The 16,355-nt window shown below is 63.6% G+C and carries 13 protein-coding genes; 6 read left to right on the plus strand and 7 right to left on the minus strand.

What is annotated here, in order from left to right; genetic code table 11:
* Positions 1–156 precede the first annotated feature (156 nt).
* Positions 157–426: a hypothetical protein gene (locus AC3EO7_RS20585; protein WP_435592104.1), complete on the plus strand. Its 270-nt coding sequence runs from the start codon at positions 157–159 to the stop codon at positions 424–426.
* A gap of 393 nt (positions 427–819) precedes the next feature.
* Here AC3EO7_RS20585 and AC3EO7_RS20590 read toward each other — a convergent pair whose 3' ends face one another.
* A complete protein-coding gene (locus AC3EO7_RS20590) occupies positions 820–1,035 on the minus strand; it encodes a hypothetical protein (RefSeq protein ID WP_435592105.1) in 216 nt (71 codons plus the stop codon).
* 92 nt (positions 1,036–1,127) lie between these two features.
* Between AC3EO7_RS20590 and cas3 the strand changes: the two genes are divergently transcribed.
* From cas3 to cas7c, 4 genes are read left to right on the plus strand one after another with little or no spacing between them, the layout of a single operon-like run.
* Positions 1,128–3,335 (plus strand): CRISPR-associated helicase Cas3', encoded by a 2,208-nt coding sequence (gene cas3 / locus AC3EO7_RS20595; RefSeq protein WP_435592106.1) that lies wholly within the window; start codon positions 1,128–1,130, stop codon positions 3,333–3,335.
* A 29-nt stretch (positions 3,336–3,364) separates the two neighbouring features.
* Positions 3,365–4,063, plus strand: coding sequence for a type I-C CRISPR-associated protein Cas5c (gene cas5c, locus AC3EO7_RS20600; RefSeq protein WP_435592107.1), 699 nt, complete (start codon positions 3,365–3,367; stop codon positions 4,061–4,063).
* Positions 4,057–5,874, plus strand: coding sequence for a type I-C CRISPR-associated protein Cas8c/Csd1 (gene cas8c / locus AC3EO7_RS20605; protein WP_435592108.1), 1,818 nt, complete (start codon positions 4,057–4,059; stop codon positions 5,872–5,874). Before cas5c ends, cas8c begins: the two co-directional genes overlap by 7 nt.
* 35 nt (positions 5,875–5,909) lie before the next feature.
* Positions 5,910–6,800, plus strand: a complete 891-nt coding sequence (cas7c, locus tag AC3EO7_RS20610; protein WP_435592109.1) for a type I-C CRISPR-associated protein Cas7/Csd2 — start codon at positions 5,910–5,912, stop codon at positions 6,798–6,800.
* A gap of 2,210 nt (positions 6,801–9,010) precedes the next feature.
* Here the strand turns inward: cas7c and AC3EO7_RS20615 are convergent.
* On the minus strand, positions 9,011–10,054 hold the full coding sequence (locus AC3EO7_RS20615) for a tyrosine-type recombinase/integrase (RefSeq protein ID WP_435592110.1): 1,044 nt from the start codon (positions 10,052–10,054) through the stop codon (positions 9,011–9,013).
* Positions 10,051–10,536, minus strand: a complete 486-nt coding sequence (locus tag AC3EO7_RS20620) for a hypothetical protein (protein WP_435592111.1) — start codon at positions 10,534–10,536, stop codon at positions 10,051–10,053. Before AC3EO7_RS20620 ends, AC3EO7_RS20615 begins: the two co-directional genes overlap by 4 nt.
* 552 nt (positions 10,537–11,088) lie before the next feature.
* Between AC3EO7_RS20620 and AC3EO7_RS20625 the strand changes: the two genes are divergently transcribed.
* Positions 11,089–11,289 (plus strand): integrase core domain-containing protein, encoded by a 201-nt coding sequence (locus AC3EO7_RS20625; RefSeq protein ID WP_435592112.1) that lies wholly within the window; start codon positions 11,089–11,091, stop codon positions 11,287–11,289.
* A 69-nt stretch (positions 11,290–11,358) separates the two neighbouring features.
* Here AC3EO7_RS20625 and AC3EO7_RS20630 read toward each other — a convergent pair whose 3' ends face one another.
* The 4 genes from AC3EO7_RS20630 to AC3EO7_RS20645 are packed head-to-tail and all read right to left on the minus strand — an operon-like array spanning position 11,359 to position 16,262.
* The gene (locus AC3EO7_RS20630) at positions 11,359–12,699 is read right to left on the minus strand and encodes an AAA domain-containing protein (RefSeq protein WP_435592113.1); all 1,341 of its coding nucleotides are present in this window, start codon (positions 12,697–12,699) and stop codon (positions 11,359–11,361) included.
* On the minus strand, positions 12,689–14,215 hold the full coding sequence (locus tag AC3EO7_RS20635; protein ID WP_435592114.1) for a hypothetical protein: 1,527 nt from the start codon (positions 14,213–14,215) through the stop codon (positions 12,689–12,691). Before AC3EO7_RS20635 ends, AC3EO7_RS20630 begins: the two co-directional genes overlap by 11 nt.
* A complete protein-coding gene (locus AC3EO7_RS20640) occupies positions 14,212–15,372 on the minus strand; it encodes a hypothetical protein (RefSeq protein ID WP_435592115.1) in 1,161 nt (386 codons plus the stop codon). The genes AC3EO7_RS20635 and AC3EO7_RS20640 overlap by 4 nt, the downstream gene beginning before the upstream one ends.
* A gap of 56 nt (positions 15,373–15,428) precedes the next feature.
* Positions 15,429–16,262 carry a hypothetical protein gene (locus AC3EO7_RS20645; RefSeq protein WP_435592116.1) on the minus strand — a complete coding sequence of 278 codons (834 nt, stop codon included), beginning with the start codon at positions 16,260–16,262 and terminating at the stop codon, positions 15,429–15,431.
* Positions 16,263–16,355: the final 93 nt, after the last annotated feature.

A 16,355-nucleotide genomic window follows, 5' to 3' on the forward strand; every position in this document is an offset into this window, starting at 1 on the left:
GCAGCGCCGGACCTCCGGTCCGGCGAGAATCTCAACAGCGTGTCCGCCTCGCTGCCGCGCTGGTCGAAATGCAGCGCCGGGCCTCCGGGTCCGGCGAGAATCTCAACTCGCAGTGGGATCCGTCCGAAGCCTCCCCGCCGCGCCCGCGGTAGTCGTTTGGCGACAACTCCGGACCACGCTTCGCAGAACCGCATCGGTTACTGCGATCTTCCCGAGGAGGCGGGGTTCCGCGGACGCCCTTGCGGTTGCGGCTGCGCCGAGATCAGCACGCGCGATTTCCTGCCCGGTCACGACGTGCGCGCCATGCAGGACCGCGTCCGCCGGATGTTTGCCGGATCGGCGCTCGAGTTCATTCGCTGGGTAGACTGGATGGGCGCCGCGCACGGTATTCCGGTCCTGCCCGTGCGCAATCCCGCTGCCCGATAGCCGCCTCGTCCCGTTGCTGGAACCCTACGACCAGCTGCTGAGCAACCCCGCGGTCAGGGGTCGCGAACTCGCCGAGTCCGGGCGGAGCGAATAATGCTCAGCGACAATAACTCCTACGGCCAGCTGGTTCGCTGGCGGGCCTACATGCCCTGCGCCGGCTGCGACGGCAAACACGTCGACCTCGCGCCGGGCAGATTGTCCGACGACAGCAGAACCGAGATCTGTACCTGCTCGGTCTGTGGGCACGCAGATCGCTACGGTGCCGCGGTTGACTGCCGCAACCGACTGGTTCACCTGACCTAACCCAGGGCGTCGAATCCAGGGGTCCCGCTGGCGCTTTCAGCGACAGCGGGACACTTGTCGTGCACCGACCGGCGCCGAAGGGCTGGTGGGCTACACCAGTTCTGGTGCACGGCGCCGGATGCGGTTGAGTGCGTCGTCGGCGCGGGTCGATTGCAGCGATTTCAGGATCGGCACCGCGGTGCCCCAAGCGTCCGCTGCTCCAGGGTGGTCGCCATATTCCCAGCGTGCGATGCCGACATCGGCGATCGTTCGACCCCAGACCCGCCGGTGCTGGGCCGGGTCCCAGTGCGAGGCTGCCAGAGTCACGACCAGTGCGGGAACACGACTTACATCATCAATGTCGGACCTGTGGCGTAGGGTCGCTGCGTCGTTGAGGTCTTCGGTCCGACAGGGGTGGTATGACGGGATTCTGGGCGCATAGCAACAACTTTCAGCGGCGCCGTCACGGGCTGGTGGCGCATCTGCGCGGCACGGCGTGGCGTGCACAGGCGTTCGCTGAGGTGTTCGGTGCGGGTGCGCTCGCGTTCTATTTGGGCTTGGTTCATGACGTAGGAAAGGCGACTCATGCGTGGCAGCAGGGGTTGCTTCGCGCCGAGGCGACGAACTCTCGGGTCCTTGGCGTCGATGGGCGGGGGATCGATCACAAGCGAGCGGGGACGTGGCTTGCCGCGCGGCGGGCCAACTTGGGCGTTTTCGCGATGGTCGTGTGGGGTCATCACGGCGGGCTGAGGGATAGGCAGATGTTGAAAGACGCTGTGATACAGGCTGATCGGGCGGGTTCGGCTGCGGTTCAAGAGGCTGTCGAGAATGTTGTTGGTCTCGTGCCGGAGATCGAAGGTGTGCTGCCGGTAGTCCTTCCGGACTGGTTGACTCGCGACGCTGATGTTGAGGCCGTGGAGTTGATGGTGCGGATGGTCTTCAGCGCAGTAGTCGATGCCGATGTGATCGACACCCGTGAGCATCGGACTGGTCAGGCGCCGGTGAAGGTGCAGCCGTTGTCGTCGCTGGTGGAGTCGTTCGAAGCGAATCGGGGTCGCTATCTAGCCGAGCAGCTGCGGCGATGGGGATCGTCGCCGGTTGATGAGGTTCGGGCACGGGTGTATGCGAAGGCGGTGGCGGCCGGGTCTGGGGCCGGGGAGCCGGGGATCTACCCCTTCGCGGCGCCCACCGGTGCAGGTAAGACGATCGCGGCGGCTGGTTTCGGTGTGTACCACGCGCGACGACGTGGTCTGCGGCGGATGATCGTCGCGGTTCCGTTCACGTCGATCACCGAGCAGAACGCGAAGGTCTATCGGAGCTTGTTCGGCGCGGAGAATGTGCTTGAACACCACTCGAGCGTGGACGTCGACGACATGGCCGATGATCGGCGACGACAGCATCGATTTGCGGTCGAGAATTGGGACGCTCCAGTGGTGGTGACCACAACGGTGCAGTTGTTCGAGTCTCTGTTCGACTGCCGTCCGGCGGCGATGCGGAAACTTCACCGTCTGGCGGGCGCGGTGATCGTGTTGGATGAGGTGCAGGCTCTTCCGGATGCGATGCTGATGCCGATCCTGACAGTCCTGCGGCATCTGGTCGAGTACTTCGACACCAGTGTGGTGTTGGCTTCGGCGACGCAGCCGGAGTACTTCGCACTCGACATCTTCCGGGACGTGCCAGCGGCGCCGTTGATCACCGAGCCGCAGCAACTGTTCGATGAACTTCGCCGGGTGCGCTTCGAGTGGCGCTGTCGCCCGAAGCCGTCGTTCGCCGAGATCGCGGAGGAATCCGCTGATCTGCGCCAAGTGTTGCTGATCGTCAATACCACTCGCGATGCTGCCCGACTGCACCGGGAACTGAGCGCTGTGCGGGGATGCGGTGGACCGGTGCTGCATCTGTCGACACGCATGGCGGGTGCGCATCGACGCAAGGTGCTGAAGCGAATCAATCTTCGACTTCGGCTCGGGCGAGCGGTGGCGGTGGTCAGCACGCAGTTGGTTGAAGCGGGCGTGGATGTGGACTTCCCGGTCGTGTACCGCGCACTGGCGCCCGCGGAGGCATTGCTGCAAGCCGCAGGACGCTGCAATCGCCACGGAGTCAGAGCCGAAGGCAGAGTAGTGGTTTTCGAACCTGCCGACGGCGACATCCGGGCAGCGCAACTGATCTATGGCTCAGCTCTGGACATCACCCGAACGCAATTCGGCCCGGGCCGTGACCTGGACCAGCTCCTCGCTATGAGCCGCTACTACAAGACACGATATGCCGTCGACGGGATCGAAAACTCAAGTACTGCAGTGAGAATCAGGCAGTTGCGTCGCGAGTTCAACTTCACCAAGGTCGCCGAGCTGTTCACGATGATCGAGGAACGCACGGTGTCGGTCGTCGTTCCCTACGGCGACGCGACCGAACGTCGAGAGCTGCTGGAGGAACTCCTCGGCGAGGGCCCGGTGGGCCCGTCGGTGTATCGACGGTTGCAGCCGTACACGGCAAGTCTTCCGCGACGCCTCGCCGCGCGCGCGGTGGCCGACGGACTCGCAAGAGTGTTGGTGGGGGATCTGTACGAATGGCTCGGTGACTATCACCGTGACCGAGGAATCGACTATGGCACAGGAGGTTTCATATTTTGACTACGCCGAGACGTCTGTATCCACCGCTGGTGGTCGAAGTACGCGGTGAGTACGCGTGCTTCACCAGACCAGAATTGAAGGCAGAACGGTTCAGCTACGAGGTGATGACCCCCTCGGCCGCCCAGGGGGTGCTCAAGGCGATCTTCTGGAAACCGGGCTTCGAGTACCGAATCGAGAAGATCGACGTGCTGAGACCGATTCGCTGGTTCTCGATCCGACGCAACGAGGTCAAGTCGATGACCACCGAGGATTGGGTACGTCGTGCGATGGTTGACCCGAGCCTGCGCTACGACGCCGAAGCCGATCGTGACCAACGCAATACGGTCGCGCTGCGTGATGTCGCCTACCGCATCTACGCCCAGATAGAGCTGCTGCCCGACACCCACGGCACCGAGGTGAAGTATCGCGAGCAGTTCCGACGCCGGGTCAACAGGGGAGCATGCTTCACCCAACCCTTTTTGGGGTGCCGAGAATTCACCGCAGAATTCGGCAATCCCAGCCAGGAACGACCGATCCATGGACAGGATGCAAACAAAGACCTCGGTGTCATGCTGCACACCATCGTCTACGGCGAGACCGGGGGCGAAACCTACGAATGGTTTCTCGCCAGACTCGACAACGGCACACTTCATATCCCGCCGCGAGGGCTCGAGTTGCCCACCGCAGCGCCACCCACGCCGGGCCGGAGCCAGCATCGGCGTGCGCACCGGCGGCAGGCGTCGTGCTGATCACCCAACTCGCCGCCCGCGGCAGCGGTAACCGCCCCCGCTACCACCGCGACCGTGCGGTGCGGTGGGTGATCTCGATCGACACTGCTGGCATAGCGAGCCTGCTCGACCGCCGCAGCGGCGATCACAGGGCGGGCGCGCTGATCTCAGTGCCGTATCTGGTGCGGGCGGGGCAGAAGCCGCCACCGATGCTGCTCGTGGACACCGTGGAGTATGTCTTCGGCGTTGCCAAAGACGACAGCGACAAAGCTCACACCGCCGCGCAAACGCGCAATGACGACTACCTCGCACTGGTGCAGCAATGGGCTGAATCAAGCGGCGACCCGATCGCACGTCAGGTGAGCGAATTTTTCAGTGATGAAGGCCATTTGAAGCTGCTCAACCACCTCGACGAGGCGACTGAAGCAGAACTGTCCGTGTCCGACCTCGTGGGTGTCATGATCGATGGTGTCTGGGCCCATCAACTGCCCTCGGCGATTGCATTCTGGGCACAGGTCGCACGAACCCGCAAGAGCAGCGGCGCTGAAGGGCTGTGTCTGTCCTGCGGCACGGCCGGGCCCTTGTTGAAGACCATTCCGGACATGGTGAAAGGTCGCCTCATCCCGGTCGGCGTCGACAGCCACGGCCGCCCCAAGCAAGGCCGCGACGCCGCACTCGTCTCGATCAACACGGCGGCCCAAGGGCGGATGGGGGCCGTCCAGTTGGTCAACACTCCCGTGTGTGAGGACTGTGGCGCCACCGCCATGACCGCGCTCAATGACCTCCTGACCGACCCGGATCAGCGTCGCCGTGGTGAGGACACCGTGTTCACGTGGTGGCTTCGCGTACCCGCGGACACCAGCTGGATGGACCTGGACACACCCAACCGCGAAGCGGTGGAGAAACTGCTCCACCAACCCCACATCGGCCGACCCCGCCCCGCCGGAAACCAACACGACTCGGAGGCAGACGAGCAAGACGAACACGACAGCGCCAACCAGTTCTATGCGCTCACGCTGTCGGCCAACCAAAGCCGGGTCATCGTTCGAGACTGGATCGACGTCCCCGTTAGCCGTATCAAACAGCGCCTCGCAGACTGGTTCCGCGATCACCAATCCACCCAGCCGTGGGAAGACGGTCTGCACTACGTCCCGTTGTGGGCCATGGTGCAGGCAAGCGGCCGCTGGGATCGGCAACGCAAACGCTACGTCGCCGGTAGCGCCGCCCACGGCATCGAGAAAGACCTCCTGCGATGCGCACTGCACGGAGGAGCGCCGCCACCACATCTGATGGCCGGACTGCTCCACCGCATCCGCAACGACCACCACGTAGATCTTGCCCGCGTCGCGACGCTGCGCCTGTGCGTGAACCGCCCGCCCTACAGGCATTCCCCCGACAAGGAGACGATCATGCCGGGTCTCGACGAGACCGCCACCGACCCCGCCTATGTGTGGGGCCGCATGTTCGCGGTCCTGGAAACAATCCAACGCACCGCGATCCCCGACATCAACACCACCATCCGCGACCGCTACTTCACCGTCGCCATGACCCAACCCGCAACCACCATGCGGCGGCTGCGCTCCAACGCCAACAGCCACCTCAAGAAGCTCACCGGCAAAGACAGCACCAAACCCGCCGGCATCGCACTGGACCGCAAACTCGCGCAACTCATCGCACTGCTCGACCGCGCCGATGGCATGCCCGAACACCTCGACAACCTCGGTCAAACCCAATTCATCTTCGGCTACGACCATCAACGTGCCGCTGACCTCGCTGCCATGCGAAAAACCAGAAGCGACAAGGAGAACGCAGCCGCCGCTCTCACCTGCTGACCACATCAATCTAATTCCCACAAAGGAGCCACCACATGACCGATCACGTTCACCTGAACCCGACCCGCAAACACGACTTCGTGTTCCTGTTCGACATCACCGACGGCAACCCCAACGGCGACCCCGACGCCGCGGGAATGCCCCGCACCGACCCCGAAACCATGCAGGGCCTGGTCACCGACGTAGCGATCAAACGCAAGATCCGCAACATGATCAGCCTGCTCGGCGAAGGCAAACCCGGCACCGACATCTACGTCCAAGCAGGCGTATCCCTCAACTCCCAACACGAACGCGCCTACACGGAACTCAAACTCGACAGCGGCAAGGACTCAATACCACGCGCGCAACGCTGGATGTGTGAAACCTTTTACGACGTCCGCATGTTCGGCGCCGTCATGTCCACCGGCAAAGGCGACAACGGCAAAGCCGCCAAAACCGCAGGCCGCGTCCAAGGACCGTTGCAAATCGGATTCTCCCGAAGCATCCACCCCGTACTGACCCAAGAACACGGAATCACCCGCGTCACCCGCACCCGCGAAGACGCCGACAAAGAAACCGAAATGGGCAGCAAACACACCATCCCCTACGGCCTCTACCGCGGAGTCGGCCACTACAGCGCCCCACTGGCCAACCGGACCGGCGTCACCTCCGAAGACCTGGCACTGCTGTGGCGCAGCTTCACCCTGATGTTCGAACACGACCGCGCCGCCGCCCGCACCGAAATGGCCCTGCGCGGCCTCTACATCTTCACCCACCCCGACGCCTACGGCAGCGCACCCGCACACATCCTCACTGACACCATCACCATCACTCCCGACACGAAACAACCACACACCACACCAATCCGCGCCTTCACCGACTACACCATCACCATCAACGAAACAGCCATCCCCGACGCGATTACACTCACCAAAATCGTCGGCTAAGAATGGACGACTTCGCCTCAGCGCCGAGTCCCAACGCTCGGCGAAAATCTCAAAAGCCCAGTATTGACCCAAGTCTGGTGAGTGCCCGCCAGTGCAGCGCCTAGCCTCCTGGCTGGGCGAGAATCTCAACAATCGGGCGGACGGCGCGGTCGGCAAGGGGTGGACCCGCAGCGCCGAGCTTCCGGGCTCGGCGAGAATCTCAACTCGTCGCTGATCGCGTTCGCCCACCTCACATCATCGCAGCGGCGAGCCTCCGGGCTAGGCGAGAATCTCAACCTGACCGACATGGAGCGGCTGAAGTGGTACTCGGTGGCAGCGCCGAGCCTTCGGGCTCAGCGACGATCTCAACGTGACTGAGCGTGGCAATCAGGGCCGAATTCGGGGGGCAGCGCCGGACCTCCGGGTCCGGCGAGAGTCTCAACATCATGGCCTCGTCGAAAATGATGCAGTCGGCGGTGCAGCGCCGAACTTTCGGGTCCGGCGAGAATCTCAACCTCGACGAAGCGCAGGACACCCCACCCGTCCTTGCGAGTAGCGCCGGGCCTCCAAGCCCGGCGAGAATCTCAACCACCCCATAGAGATCATCCGCGTCAGGCTGGTCCTCGCAGCGCCAGACCTCCGGGTCCGGCGAGAATCTCAACTTCGAACGGCACGTCGAATACGGCGGCGCCCATGCAGCGCCGGATCTCCGGGTCCGACAAGAGTCTCAACCGCGCCTCGCGGTCGTGGTTTCACTTCCAGCGGATAGCGCCGGACCTTCGGCAGTAGCGAGGACGCGTTGTCGGCAGCGCCGAGCTGCCGGGCTCAACGAGAATCTCAACTCGCCGAGGGCGAAGCGAAATCCGACATCACCAAAGGCAATGCCGAGCCGCCGGGTTCGGCGAGAATCTCAACATCCCGTCGGCGAGGCCCTCGATGATTTCCGACAGGGGCAGCGCCGAGCCTCCGGGCTCGGCGAGAATCTCAACCACGGCACTGCCTCACACGACCCGATCGCAGCCCTGCAGCGCCGAACCTCCGGGCTCGGCGAGAATCTCAACCAGCGCAAACGCGAGCTGAAGATGGAGGCGGTCGGCGCAGCGCCGAACCCCCGGGCTCGGCGAGAATCTCAACAACAGCAACACCGACACCAAGGGCCACTTCCTCCCGCAGCGCCGAACCTCCGGGCTCGGCGAGAATCTCAACACGTGATCGGCCGCCCCGCGATTCACGACCGCAACGGCAGCGCCGAACCTCCGGGCTCGGCGAGAATCTCAACATCGGCATGGCGAAGTCGACAGCCTTACCCGAGCCGCAGCGCCGAACCTCCGGGCTGGGCGAGAATCTCAACAAGCCCGAGGACCTCGATCGAGGGATCGCGCTCATGGCAGCGCCGAGCCTCCGGGCTCGGCGAGAATCTCAACATTGCCGACCCCACCGCCGCGCCGACGGCGGCCTGCAGCGTCGAGCCTTCGGGCTCGGCGAGAATCGCAATAACTAGCCGAACCTGCCGACTTCACAGGGAGCTGCCGATGAAGTAGCGCATGGTTGGAACATCGGCCGTTCCCGGGTGATGCCACAGGTCGGGCCGAAGTCAGGAGTGTCGGCGGTACGGCAGGAAGGTTGCTCTGATCTGTGGAAGCAACCCATAACTCGGAGCTGGCGCAGGCGACGATCCGCTGTGTCGGGGTGGGAGAATGACACGACTCCTCGCCCGCGTCAGGAGGGACTAGCCGATGACGGCGCACAGTGCGGCTCACCCGGCCAGCCCTGCCGGGGATCGTCCTGCGCCACATCAACTTCGGTGGCGGACCTCCCTGATCACGTGCAGCGCTGGATCTCCGGGTCCGGCGTGAATCTCAACTCGCTGGCCCACAGGTGCATGGTGGACCGCGATAGGCAGCGCCGATTCTCCGGGCTCGGCGAGAACTCCAACGGGGAGTTGAACGTCGAGTGGGCGGCCAGGCGATCGCAGCGCCTATCCGCCGGATTCGGCAAGGAATCTCATTGTTACTGCAGAGTGGCAGCAGCATGCTGGCGTGGGTCGAGCAGCGCACTGGCCTACGGGGCTCGGCGAAGCGGGACGTTGTTGGTTCGGAGCGCAAGCAGAGCGATCCACCAGATTGTGAAGCGGCAGAATTCGTTTGGTCGGAATAGGTGTGGTTTGACTCCTTCGGAGCGCTGGTTGGGCAGACTTTCTGGTTCGAGAATTGCCGTTTCGGTCTTCGGTGTCAGGTTGGTTCCGTTGGGATCGGTTCATTGGCTCCCGACAGGGGATGGGGCTCGCCTGTAAGCGCGGTAAGGGCTTCGACGACCTCGAGGAGTCCGGCCTTGGTGTAGATGAGTGTGGCCCCGGATCCGGGGGCGGGTCCTTTGTGTCCGGCGTAGGCGCGCGCGACGGCGACGCCGAACTCTCGTTCCACGAAGGTCAGGGTGGTATGTCGGAACCAGTGCGCGGAGACTTGAAGCGCAGCGGCCCAGGGTAGTTCGGCGCGAAGCCGTTGAGTGAGGGTGTCGTAGCGTCGGCGGCCGATCGCGCGTCCGTTGCGGTAGCGGAATACGCGATCGGTTTTTGTTGTGCCGCCTCGCTCGCGGACGTGCTGGACGAGATGCCGCATCAGAGTTGGTGATACCGGTTGCCATCGAAGAGTGCCTCCCTTCTCCCTGAGCCTGACTAGGCAGTGCTCGATGTTCAGATCCGCCACTCGCAGACGTAGCGCACCACCGCGCCGGCATGCCGTCTCGATGTGAAACCGGACCAGCAGCGCATCGAGTTGACGGTCGTCGCCAGTGGTCGACGCGACCCGTGCCAGTTCGTTGATCTGTTGGAGGGGGAGGGCATGGCGGGCACTCGCTAGCTGCGCAGGCTTGTGTACGGCGGCGGCAGGATTGCTGGACGGATGAACGAAGCCGTCTCGTTCGGCATGTCGATAGAGATGCCGGATCGCGGATACGAACATGCGGGCCGCGCCCTGACCGTCCCGTGTGTTCGCGCGAACCGCCGTTTGCCGACGATACTTCTCGATTATTGCCTCGATCTCACTCGTGCTAGGACTTCCTAAAAGTCTGTCACCCCAATGCGTTTCGAGGAATCGCCAATATGTACCGTAGTTGCGCAGTGTGCTGTCGTTGGACCTCTCGGAGACGGTGTGGATGTAAATCCGGAACGTCGGCATCGGATTTGCTGCTTGAGGACTCGCTTGCAGGTCGGCGACGGTCAGCCCGAGACGTGATAGCAGGTGCAACGCGGTGCTGATGTCATCGTCGGTAGTCACGGCTTGCGCTCCCAGACGTGACGACGGTAGGCCCACAGCGCCCCGGCGACAGCTTGCAGCGGATATACCACGACGACGTCTAAAGCGGGTGCTGCGGCAAGGAGGACTCGTTCGCCGGCCGTGAGGTTGCAGTCGCGTCGCACCGCGGAAGGCAGATAGAGGTAGCCATTCGCGCGAATCAAGGACCGACCCGATTGAGAACGCCGGATGACCGGAAGCTGTCCCTCAACGGTGATCTGTAGACGATCAGCCGAGGTCCAGGACAGCAGGCGGAACAGTGATTTGTTGCCGAGACGCCCGCGATTGTCCAAAGCTGCGGTGGCGTGGACTAATTCATCTATGGGTGTTGCTGGTAGCTCTGCAGGAAACTGAAAGGGGACTGTGCCAGCCGTCTTGGCACGTCGCTTCCGGGTATGGAGCAAACCGTCGAACTGGAGGACCGGCTCTCTGCCACGGTCGGGTTCGCGCCGGATGTCGTGCACCGCAAACTGATCCGGCACCCGCGGGCGGGGCCGTGGTTGGGTCGTGGTGGATGCCGAGGGAAGGTGGTCGTGGTTCCTGCTCGTAGAACGAGACGTCGGCGACCTGTGGTCGTGCGGGTCGGGTTGCGGCTGGACTGGACGGATCGAAGGCACGGGAGGTTCACTTTCTGCCCGTCTAGCCTGATCACCCCAATCCATGAAACCTGAACTTTTGCGTTGGCGCCACTACCCGCTGATGCCGGACCTCCCGTCAGGGCGTCGAGCCTCCTTTCGAATCGGCCGCCCAGATCATCGCCGGTCGTCGGCCGCGCGTGCGTGCCAGCATGCTCGCCCTCGCCGCTTGACCAGGTCCACGGGCGTCGTAACGGCGGGTGCTCGCCCACGTCGTGGCTGACCACATCGGCGCCGACATGGTGTGTGAGGCCATCCGATCGAGCGGTGGAGACCCGTGGCCGCAGCGTCGCGGGCGCAGTGCTGCATTTCGATCGTGGTGGTGAGTTCACCGCGACGCTGACAAGGTAAGCCTGCCGCCGCCACCAACTGAAGCGGTCGATGGGCGAGACCGAATTATGCTGGGGCAACAGTCCCGCCGAATCATTCTGGTGGACCTTCAAACATGAGCACTACTGTCGGCACGCCTACGCCGCCAAGGCGGAACTCGTTACCGCAGTTGACAATTGGAGATCCACGGGGTACAGCACTGACCGGCGGCATTCCGTCATCAGGATGCTCAGTCCTGTTCGCTACGAGTAGTTCCTCACAGTCGCAGAAGAAGCGGCTTGAACCCCTATTCACCATTGAGGGTGAACCTCACCCTATGTGTCAGGCTCCAACGCGATGCTGGGCGAGGTGGGCCATTACAACTTGGTTCGCTTGCCAGCCATCGGGAAATTTGGCTGGCACCGACAGATGGATGGGCTCGGTTGATGGGTGGCTGTCGAGCAGGTCCGTGATGCCCGCTCTGGCGACAACGATGCAAGCCTGGCGGTGCCGTGAGGTGAGAACGCAGAGTCGGCCAGCTTCGAGGTGGAACGAGCTTGCGTCGCGTCGGCCTGATAGCGGGTGCATCACGATGACGACTTCGTATTCGCGTCCCTGGAGTCTGTTGGCGTTGTCGACGGTGATTCTACTCGCTGTGGGGTTGCCTGTTCGGGTGAGCGCGACCCGGGCGAGGTCGGCTTGGTCTCGGTGAGCCACTCCGATCGCGATGTCGCTGGCCTGTAGCTCACGACCGTCAGGGTGGTGTTCGCAGAACCCGACGGCGCCTCGGTCAAGTAGTCTGGCTGCGAGGTCTGCTGCGGTTTGGATTGTCTCGGAGTCTGTTCGGGGGACATGTCGACGGGGGAGTTCGTGCAGTGCCCATCCGGTTGTTGCGGCCATTTCGAGTGTCTCGTCGAGAGCTGTAGAGCCGAAGCCCATAGTCCGGAATTGTAAGGTTCGCGTGCCCGCTTTTGTGCCGGAGGTGAATTCGGAGAGCGGGTAGAAGGCTTCCTGGATTGTGGGCGCAGCGGAAGCTGGAAGGCGCCAGGAGACTGGCAGTTCGTGTACCGGGGTCTGTGGGTTGTGCTGCAGCATTACGCTGACGCCGTTCTTGGTCGGGTCGTGAGGAAGACCTGTCCACCGTTCTGTTTCTGCCACGGTGAAGGGATCGAGTTGGCCGGGGTCGCCGACGAACAGTCCCCGATCAAATCGTTCGACGATCTGCAGGAGCTTGTCGGAGCGCATCTGATACGCCTCGTCCAGGATCGCCCACCCGAATTGGCTGTCGCGATCCAAGGCCCACTTGGCGGATGTGCCGACGACGATCTGACATGCGGCCAAGGCAGCGATGTTCGTCCCGACGGTGCAGACGTCGGCGACCACCGGCGAAGGCCGGTAGTCGCCGCCGCTGAGTCTGCCGATCGGGATTTCGGGGTGTTCTCGAGCCAGGCGAATGATGAGGTCGTCGACCTGATTGTTGGTCTGGGCAACGATCATTGGGCGCTCGTTGCCTGCGACGAGGTTGCCCGCGGCGCGAATTACGAGAGTGCTCTTCCCGGCTCCGGGCGGTGAGTCGACAACGACTGCTCGGTAGTCGGAGCTGGCGAGGTCGGTCAAGATCCTGTCGGTGACTGCGGCAGCTCGCATGGCGGGGTCGACGGCGAGCGGGCTGTTAGTCCTCATCGCCCCACTCCTCTGTGCTTGCTGTGGCGGAAGTTGAGCTGTCAAGATCGGGTGCCGTTGTATCGGTATGTGTCCATGGCATTGTCCCGGTGGCAGGGAAGGTAGGCGTGGCCCGCCAGCCCGGATCGGGTAGATAGGCGACAATCCGACCGAGTTCGGGGACTGATCCGATGGTCGGTTTCCCCGGACGGCCCATGCCGCCAACGACTTCTACAGTGACGAGGCTCGAGTCTTCGTCGAGCACTGTTCCGACGATCTTGGCCTTATGGCCGACTCCCATCGTTGGGCTGATCAGCTGGGTTCCATCTGCGAGCCTGGTGGGGTCGAGGGTTCGGATAGCGATAAGCGGTCTCAATACCGGACGGTTCTTGTCACTGGTAACGACCCGGTCGGGTTCCACGGCTTCAACGGTGCCGGCAAACGCTTCGCCGATGCTGCGTCGGTCGGCGAGTACGAAGGGGTCATCGAAGGCCATGTCGGCTTCAAAAGCTTCGATAGAGCGTTCCAGGCGACTGAGTCGTCTCGCGGCGCCGACTGCGTTGTCTCGCGCCCGCTGGGGCAGCGCGGCACCAGTCTCCTGATAATCGGAGAAGTCTGTGAACGACGCGCAGTCCGCGTCGAAACGTTTTGCTGCGCTAGGCGCCTCCGGGACGCCATGCAGTAGGGCGATCGCGTCCCACATCATTCGCCAGGTCGGCTTGATCTGGTCGCCGATGAGGTCGCGGAGCTCCTGCTGGGCGGCATTGAAGGCCGCCGTGTCGCCGGATTCTCGAGCGGCGTCGAATCCCTTGATCGCCGAGTGCAACTGCTGATTGTCGAATTCGGGTGATGTCGAGGGTCCGGCGGGCGGCCAGATGACCGGGTTCTCGGCGTCCATGAGCGCCTGCTCGACGCTTACACCGGTTGGTGGGGCGATCCAGGCCATGACGGAAGCCAGATTTTGGTCTTCGAGGGTGCTCTGTCCCGTCGCCCAGTGGTCGGTGAGCAGATTGGTGACGGCCAGCAGCATCGAGGTTCCGGCCTGCTCCGCCGAGTCGGTGAGGAAGGTGAGCCACCTACCCAACTCGGGGACGACAGCGGAGACCGGGAAGTCGCCGGTTGTCTTACGGAAGCGGCAGGTACGGCCCAGATCTGCGAGTGCTTTGATGCCACCGCGGTTGGGCACGAGAACCTGCGGGGCTCCGGTGAATCGGGATCGCGACTCGCCGCTTCGAGAACGAATTTCCCGGCGGTTCAGCCGGTGGTCGTTGATGTAGCCCATCACGACGTCGCCGAGTTCCGCGGCGAAAACGAAACGCTGATCAGGATTTCGTGGCTGACCCACAATGATCAGTCGTGGTGACCGTTTGGTCTGGCCTATCATCACCGCGAGTGGGGAGCCGGCTTCGCCAGCCATTACGAGTGGGATCACGACCAGTGGCTTGTCCGAGAGCCGTCGGTGCCGAAACTGCGTGATGGGCAGCGCTTTCATGGACTCCAGTGCTTCCAGGCGCGCCAGGGCCGAAACCTTACTCACCGCGCGCTCCTCATCGATGTGCTGCCGGTGTCGACCAGTTCAGCTCGCAGCCGTGCGGCGTGGCGCAGAGCAACTGCCATCTCGATTTGCTCCTGGTTCGGCTCGAGTTCGCCGCGGGCGAGCCCGAGGGCCATGGTCATGGTGTCGATGCCGCCGAGGGGCTCGGTGACGGTCGACCCGATCACATCAAGGGATCCGGCGGCCCGTGCGCGTGAGCGGCAGAAGAAGGCCATCTCACAGTGATTGAGGCAGTCGGGACGGTATGCGGCTGGCACGGTGTCGAGCGCATCCCGCAGTTCGTCTCGGGGGCGCTGCGGGCGTCCGTCCTTGTCCTCGGCGAGGTCGAAGGTCAGGTCTTCGGGCAGCAGGTCGAGTTGGTTGCCGATGCGTTCGATGCGGGCCAGCTGGCGGGCGAGGTTCTTCACCTGGTTGCGCGCGTCGACAAAGGCCCCGGTCGGGCGGTTGGTGAAGTTTTTGGGTCCGATCAGCACAATCTTGTCGGACACGATTTCGTCGGGGTTGCTGATGCCGGCAGCGGCGAGCATGGTGCGTAGCGCGAGGACGTACGCGCATGCCTGGGTTGTCGCCGACTTCACCAGTGCTGTGTCCGCCTGCCCGTCGACGATCGGGAAGCTTTTGATCTCCACCACGTAGAACTGGGCGCCGAACTTTAACGCCACGAGGTCAGGTTCGAGGAATACGGGCTGGCCGCCGACCTCCAACCGCAGCAGCGGGTGGTCGTAGAGAGTGCCGTCTGCATCGCCTCGGGCGGCTGCCAGCAGTAGCTTCTCGGTCTCGGTGTAGCGGACCGAGAGGCCGCTCGCGCCGCCGACGTCGTTGAGATCCCGGTATCCGACTTCTGGAATCGGTAGTTCGAGGACCTCTCGGAGTACGCGCAGCAGTTCGGCGCATCCGTTGGCCTTCACCATCTTCTCGAAGTTGTTCCCTCGGGTGATAGCGAAGATGGACTGGCCGAACTGAGTAGGGTATCCGGCATGGGCGGCGATGGCGGTCTTGTTGGAGCCGGAGGCATCCAGGACCGCCCTCAAGGTGCAGCGCGGATTGTTTTCGAGCGCGGCCAGTGACCGAGCGTTGTAATTCAGACGCGGTGCAGACCCACGCAACGCATCCAATCGGGGGTCGGGAGCTACCTTCACGGCAGTGTGATTCCTTGAGGAGGGGGACTGGAGGGGCCTATCGGGGTCTAACCTGGTCAGGAGTCGGCATGTTTGAGCCGGGCCTGTCGGATCGGCGCGCCGAACAGCTGCTGTTCGTCGCTTAGCTGCTTTCGTGCCCGTTGCGCGGACGCGGTTCGGGTCGCATGATCGGCATCGGAATGGACCTCCAGCTCGGCGAGCGACGCATCGATCACTTGCCCGATGTCGTGTACGACGAGGCTCGCCTCCGGCGGCATCGCGCCAGGGATGTTGGTCGCGAAGCGCCATAGCAAGCGCATCGCCGCTGGCGTGGGTTTTGAACCGGCCGTTTGCATCCCGCGAATGGCCTCGGCGATTCGGATCGCGCCGGTCAGGAAGTTCACCCGGGGGGATAGCGGGCCGATGATGCGCTGCTCGAGCGGCCAGGTACTGATCGTGAGCAACGCTCTGGTCGGCGACAGGAGGTCGTGGTTGAGCGCCGGACACAGGTAGTAGGGCCGAGCGCCAGGAGCTGAACGGTAGGAGCGTTCCTCGTCGCGGCGCAGGCTCGACAGCTTGGATGCCGTCAGATCTCCCGGGAAGAACGCGTCGTGGACATCGACGATCAGCTTCGGCGCCGCGGGGGCCTGGAGCAGAACCAGTGCTCGCTGCACGTGTTCGCGGGCGGGCAGTGTCATCGCGCGTGGTTCGGCCGCCGCCGGCTGGTCCGGAATCGCAGTCGACGGTGTCGTTGCGTCGGCTTCGACGAGGGCATCCCAAGCACGCTCGGTCCGGCGAAGCTGCGCCCGAAGTTCGCCGACCCGCTCCGAGTCGCCAGCGGCGGACGCATCGCGGATCGCGCGTCGCAGCTCGGCGATGCTCTTGTCCAGCGCGTCCAGTGGGTTGCTCATGGATTCGGAGCCTACCAGGCTTCCAGAGTTTTTCCTGACATCCTCCCGAGTGTGGTGTAATCTCAGTGCTGCTCGACTCCATTCGACCGCGGC

The organism is Nocardia sp. bgisy118 (assembly GCF_057708605.1).

Coding starts and splice junctions, on each gene's coding strand:
- cas3 (WP_435592106.1), top strand. CDS start 1,128: ATGACGGGATTCTGGGCGCATAGCAACAACTTTCAGCGGCGCCGTCAC.
- cas7c (WP_435592109.1), top strand. CDS start 5,910: ATGACCGATCACGTTCACCTGAACCCGACCCGCAAACACGACTTCGTG.
- AC3EO7_RS20625 (WP_435592112.1), top strand. CDS start 11,089: ATGGGCGAGACCGAATTATGCTGGGGCAACAGTCCCGCCGAATCATTC.
- AC3EO7_RS20630 (WP_435592113.1), bottom strand. CDS start 12,699: ATGAGGACTAACAGCCCGCTCGCCGTCGACCCCGCCATGCGAGCTGCC.
- AC3EO7_RS20645 (WP_435592116.1), bottom strand. CDS start 16,262: ATGAGCAACCCACTGGACGCGCTGGACAAGAGCATCGCCGAGCTGCGA.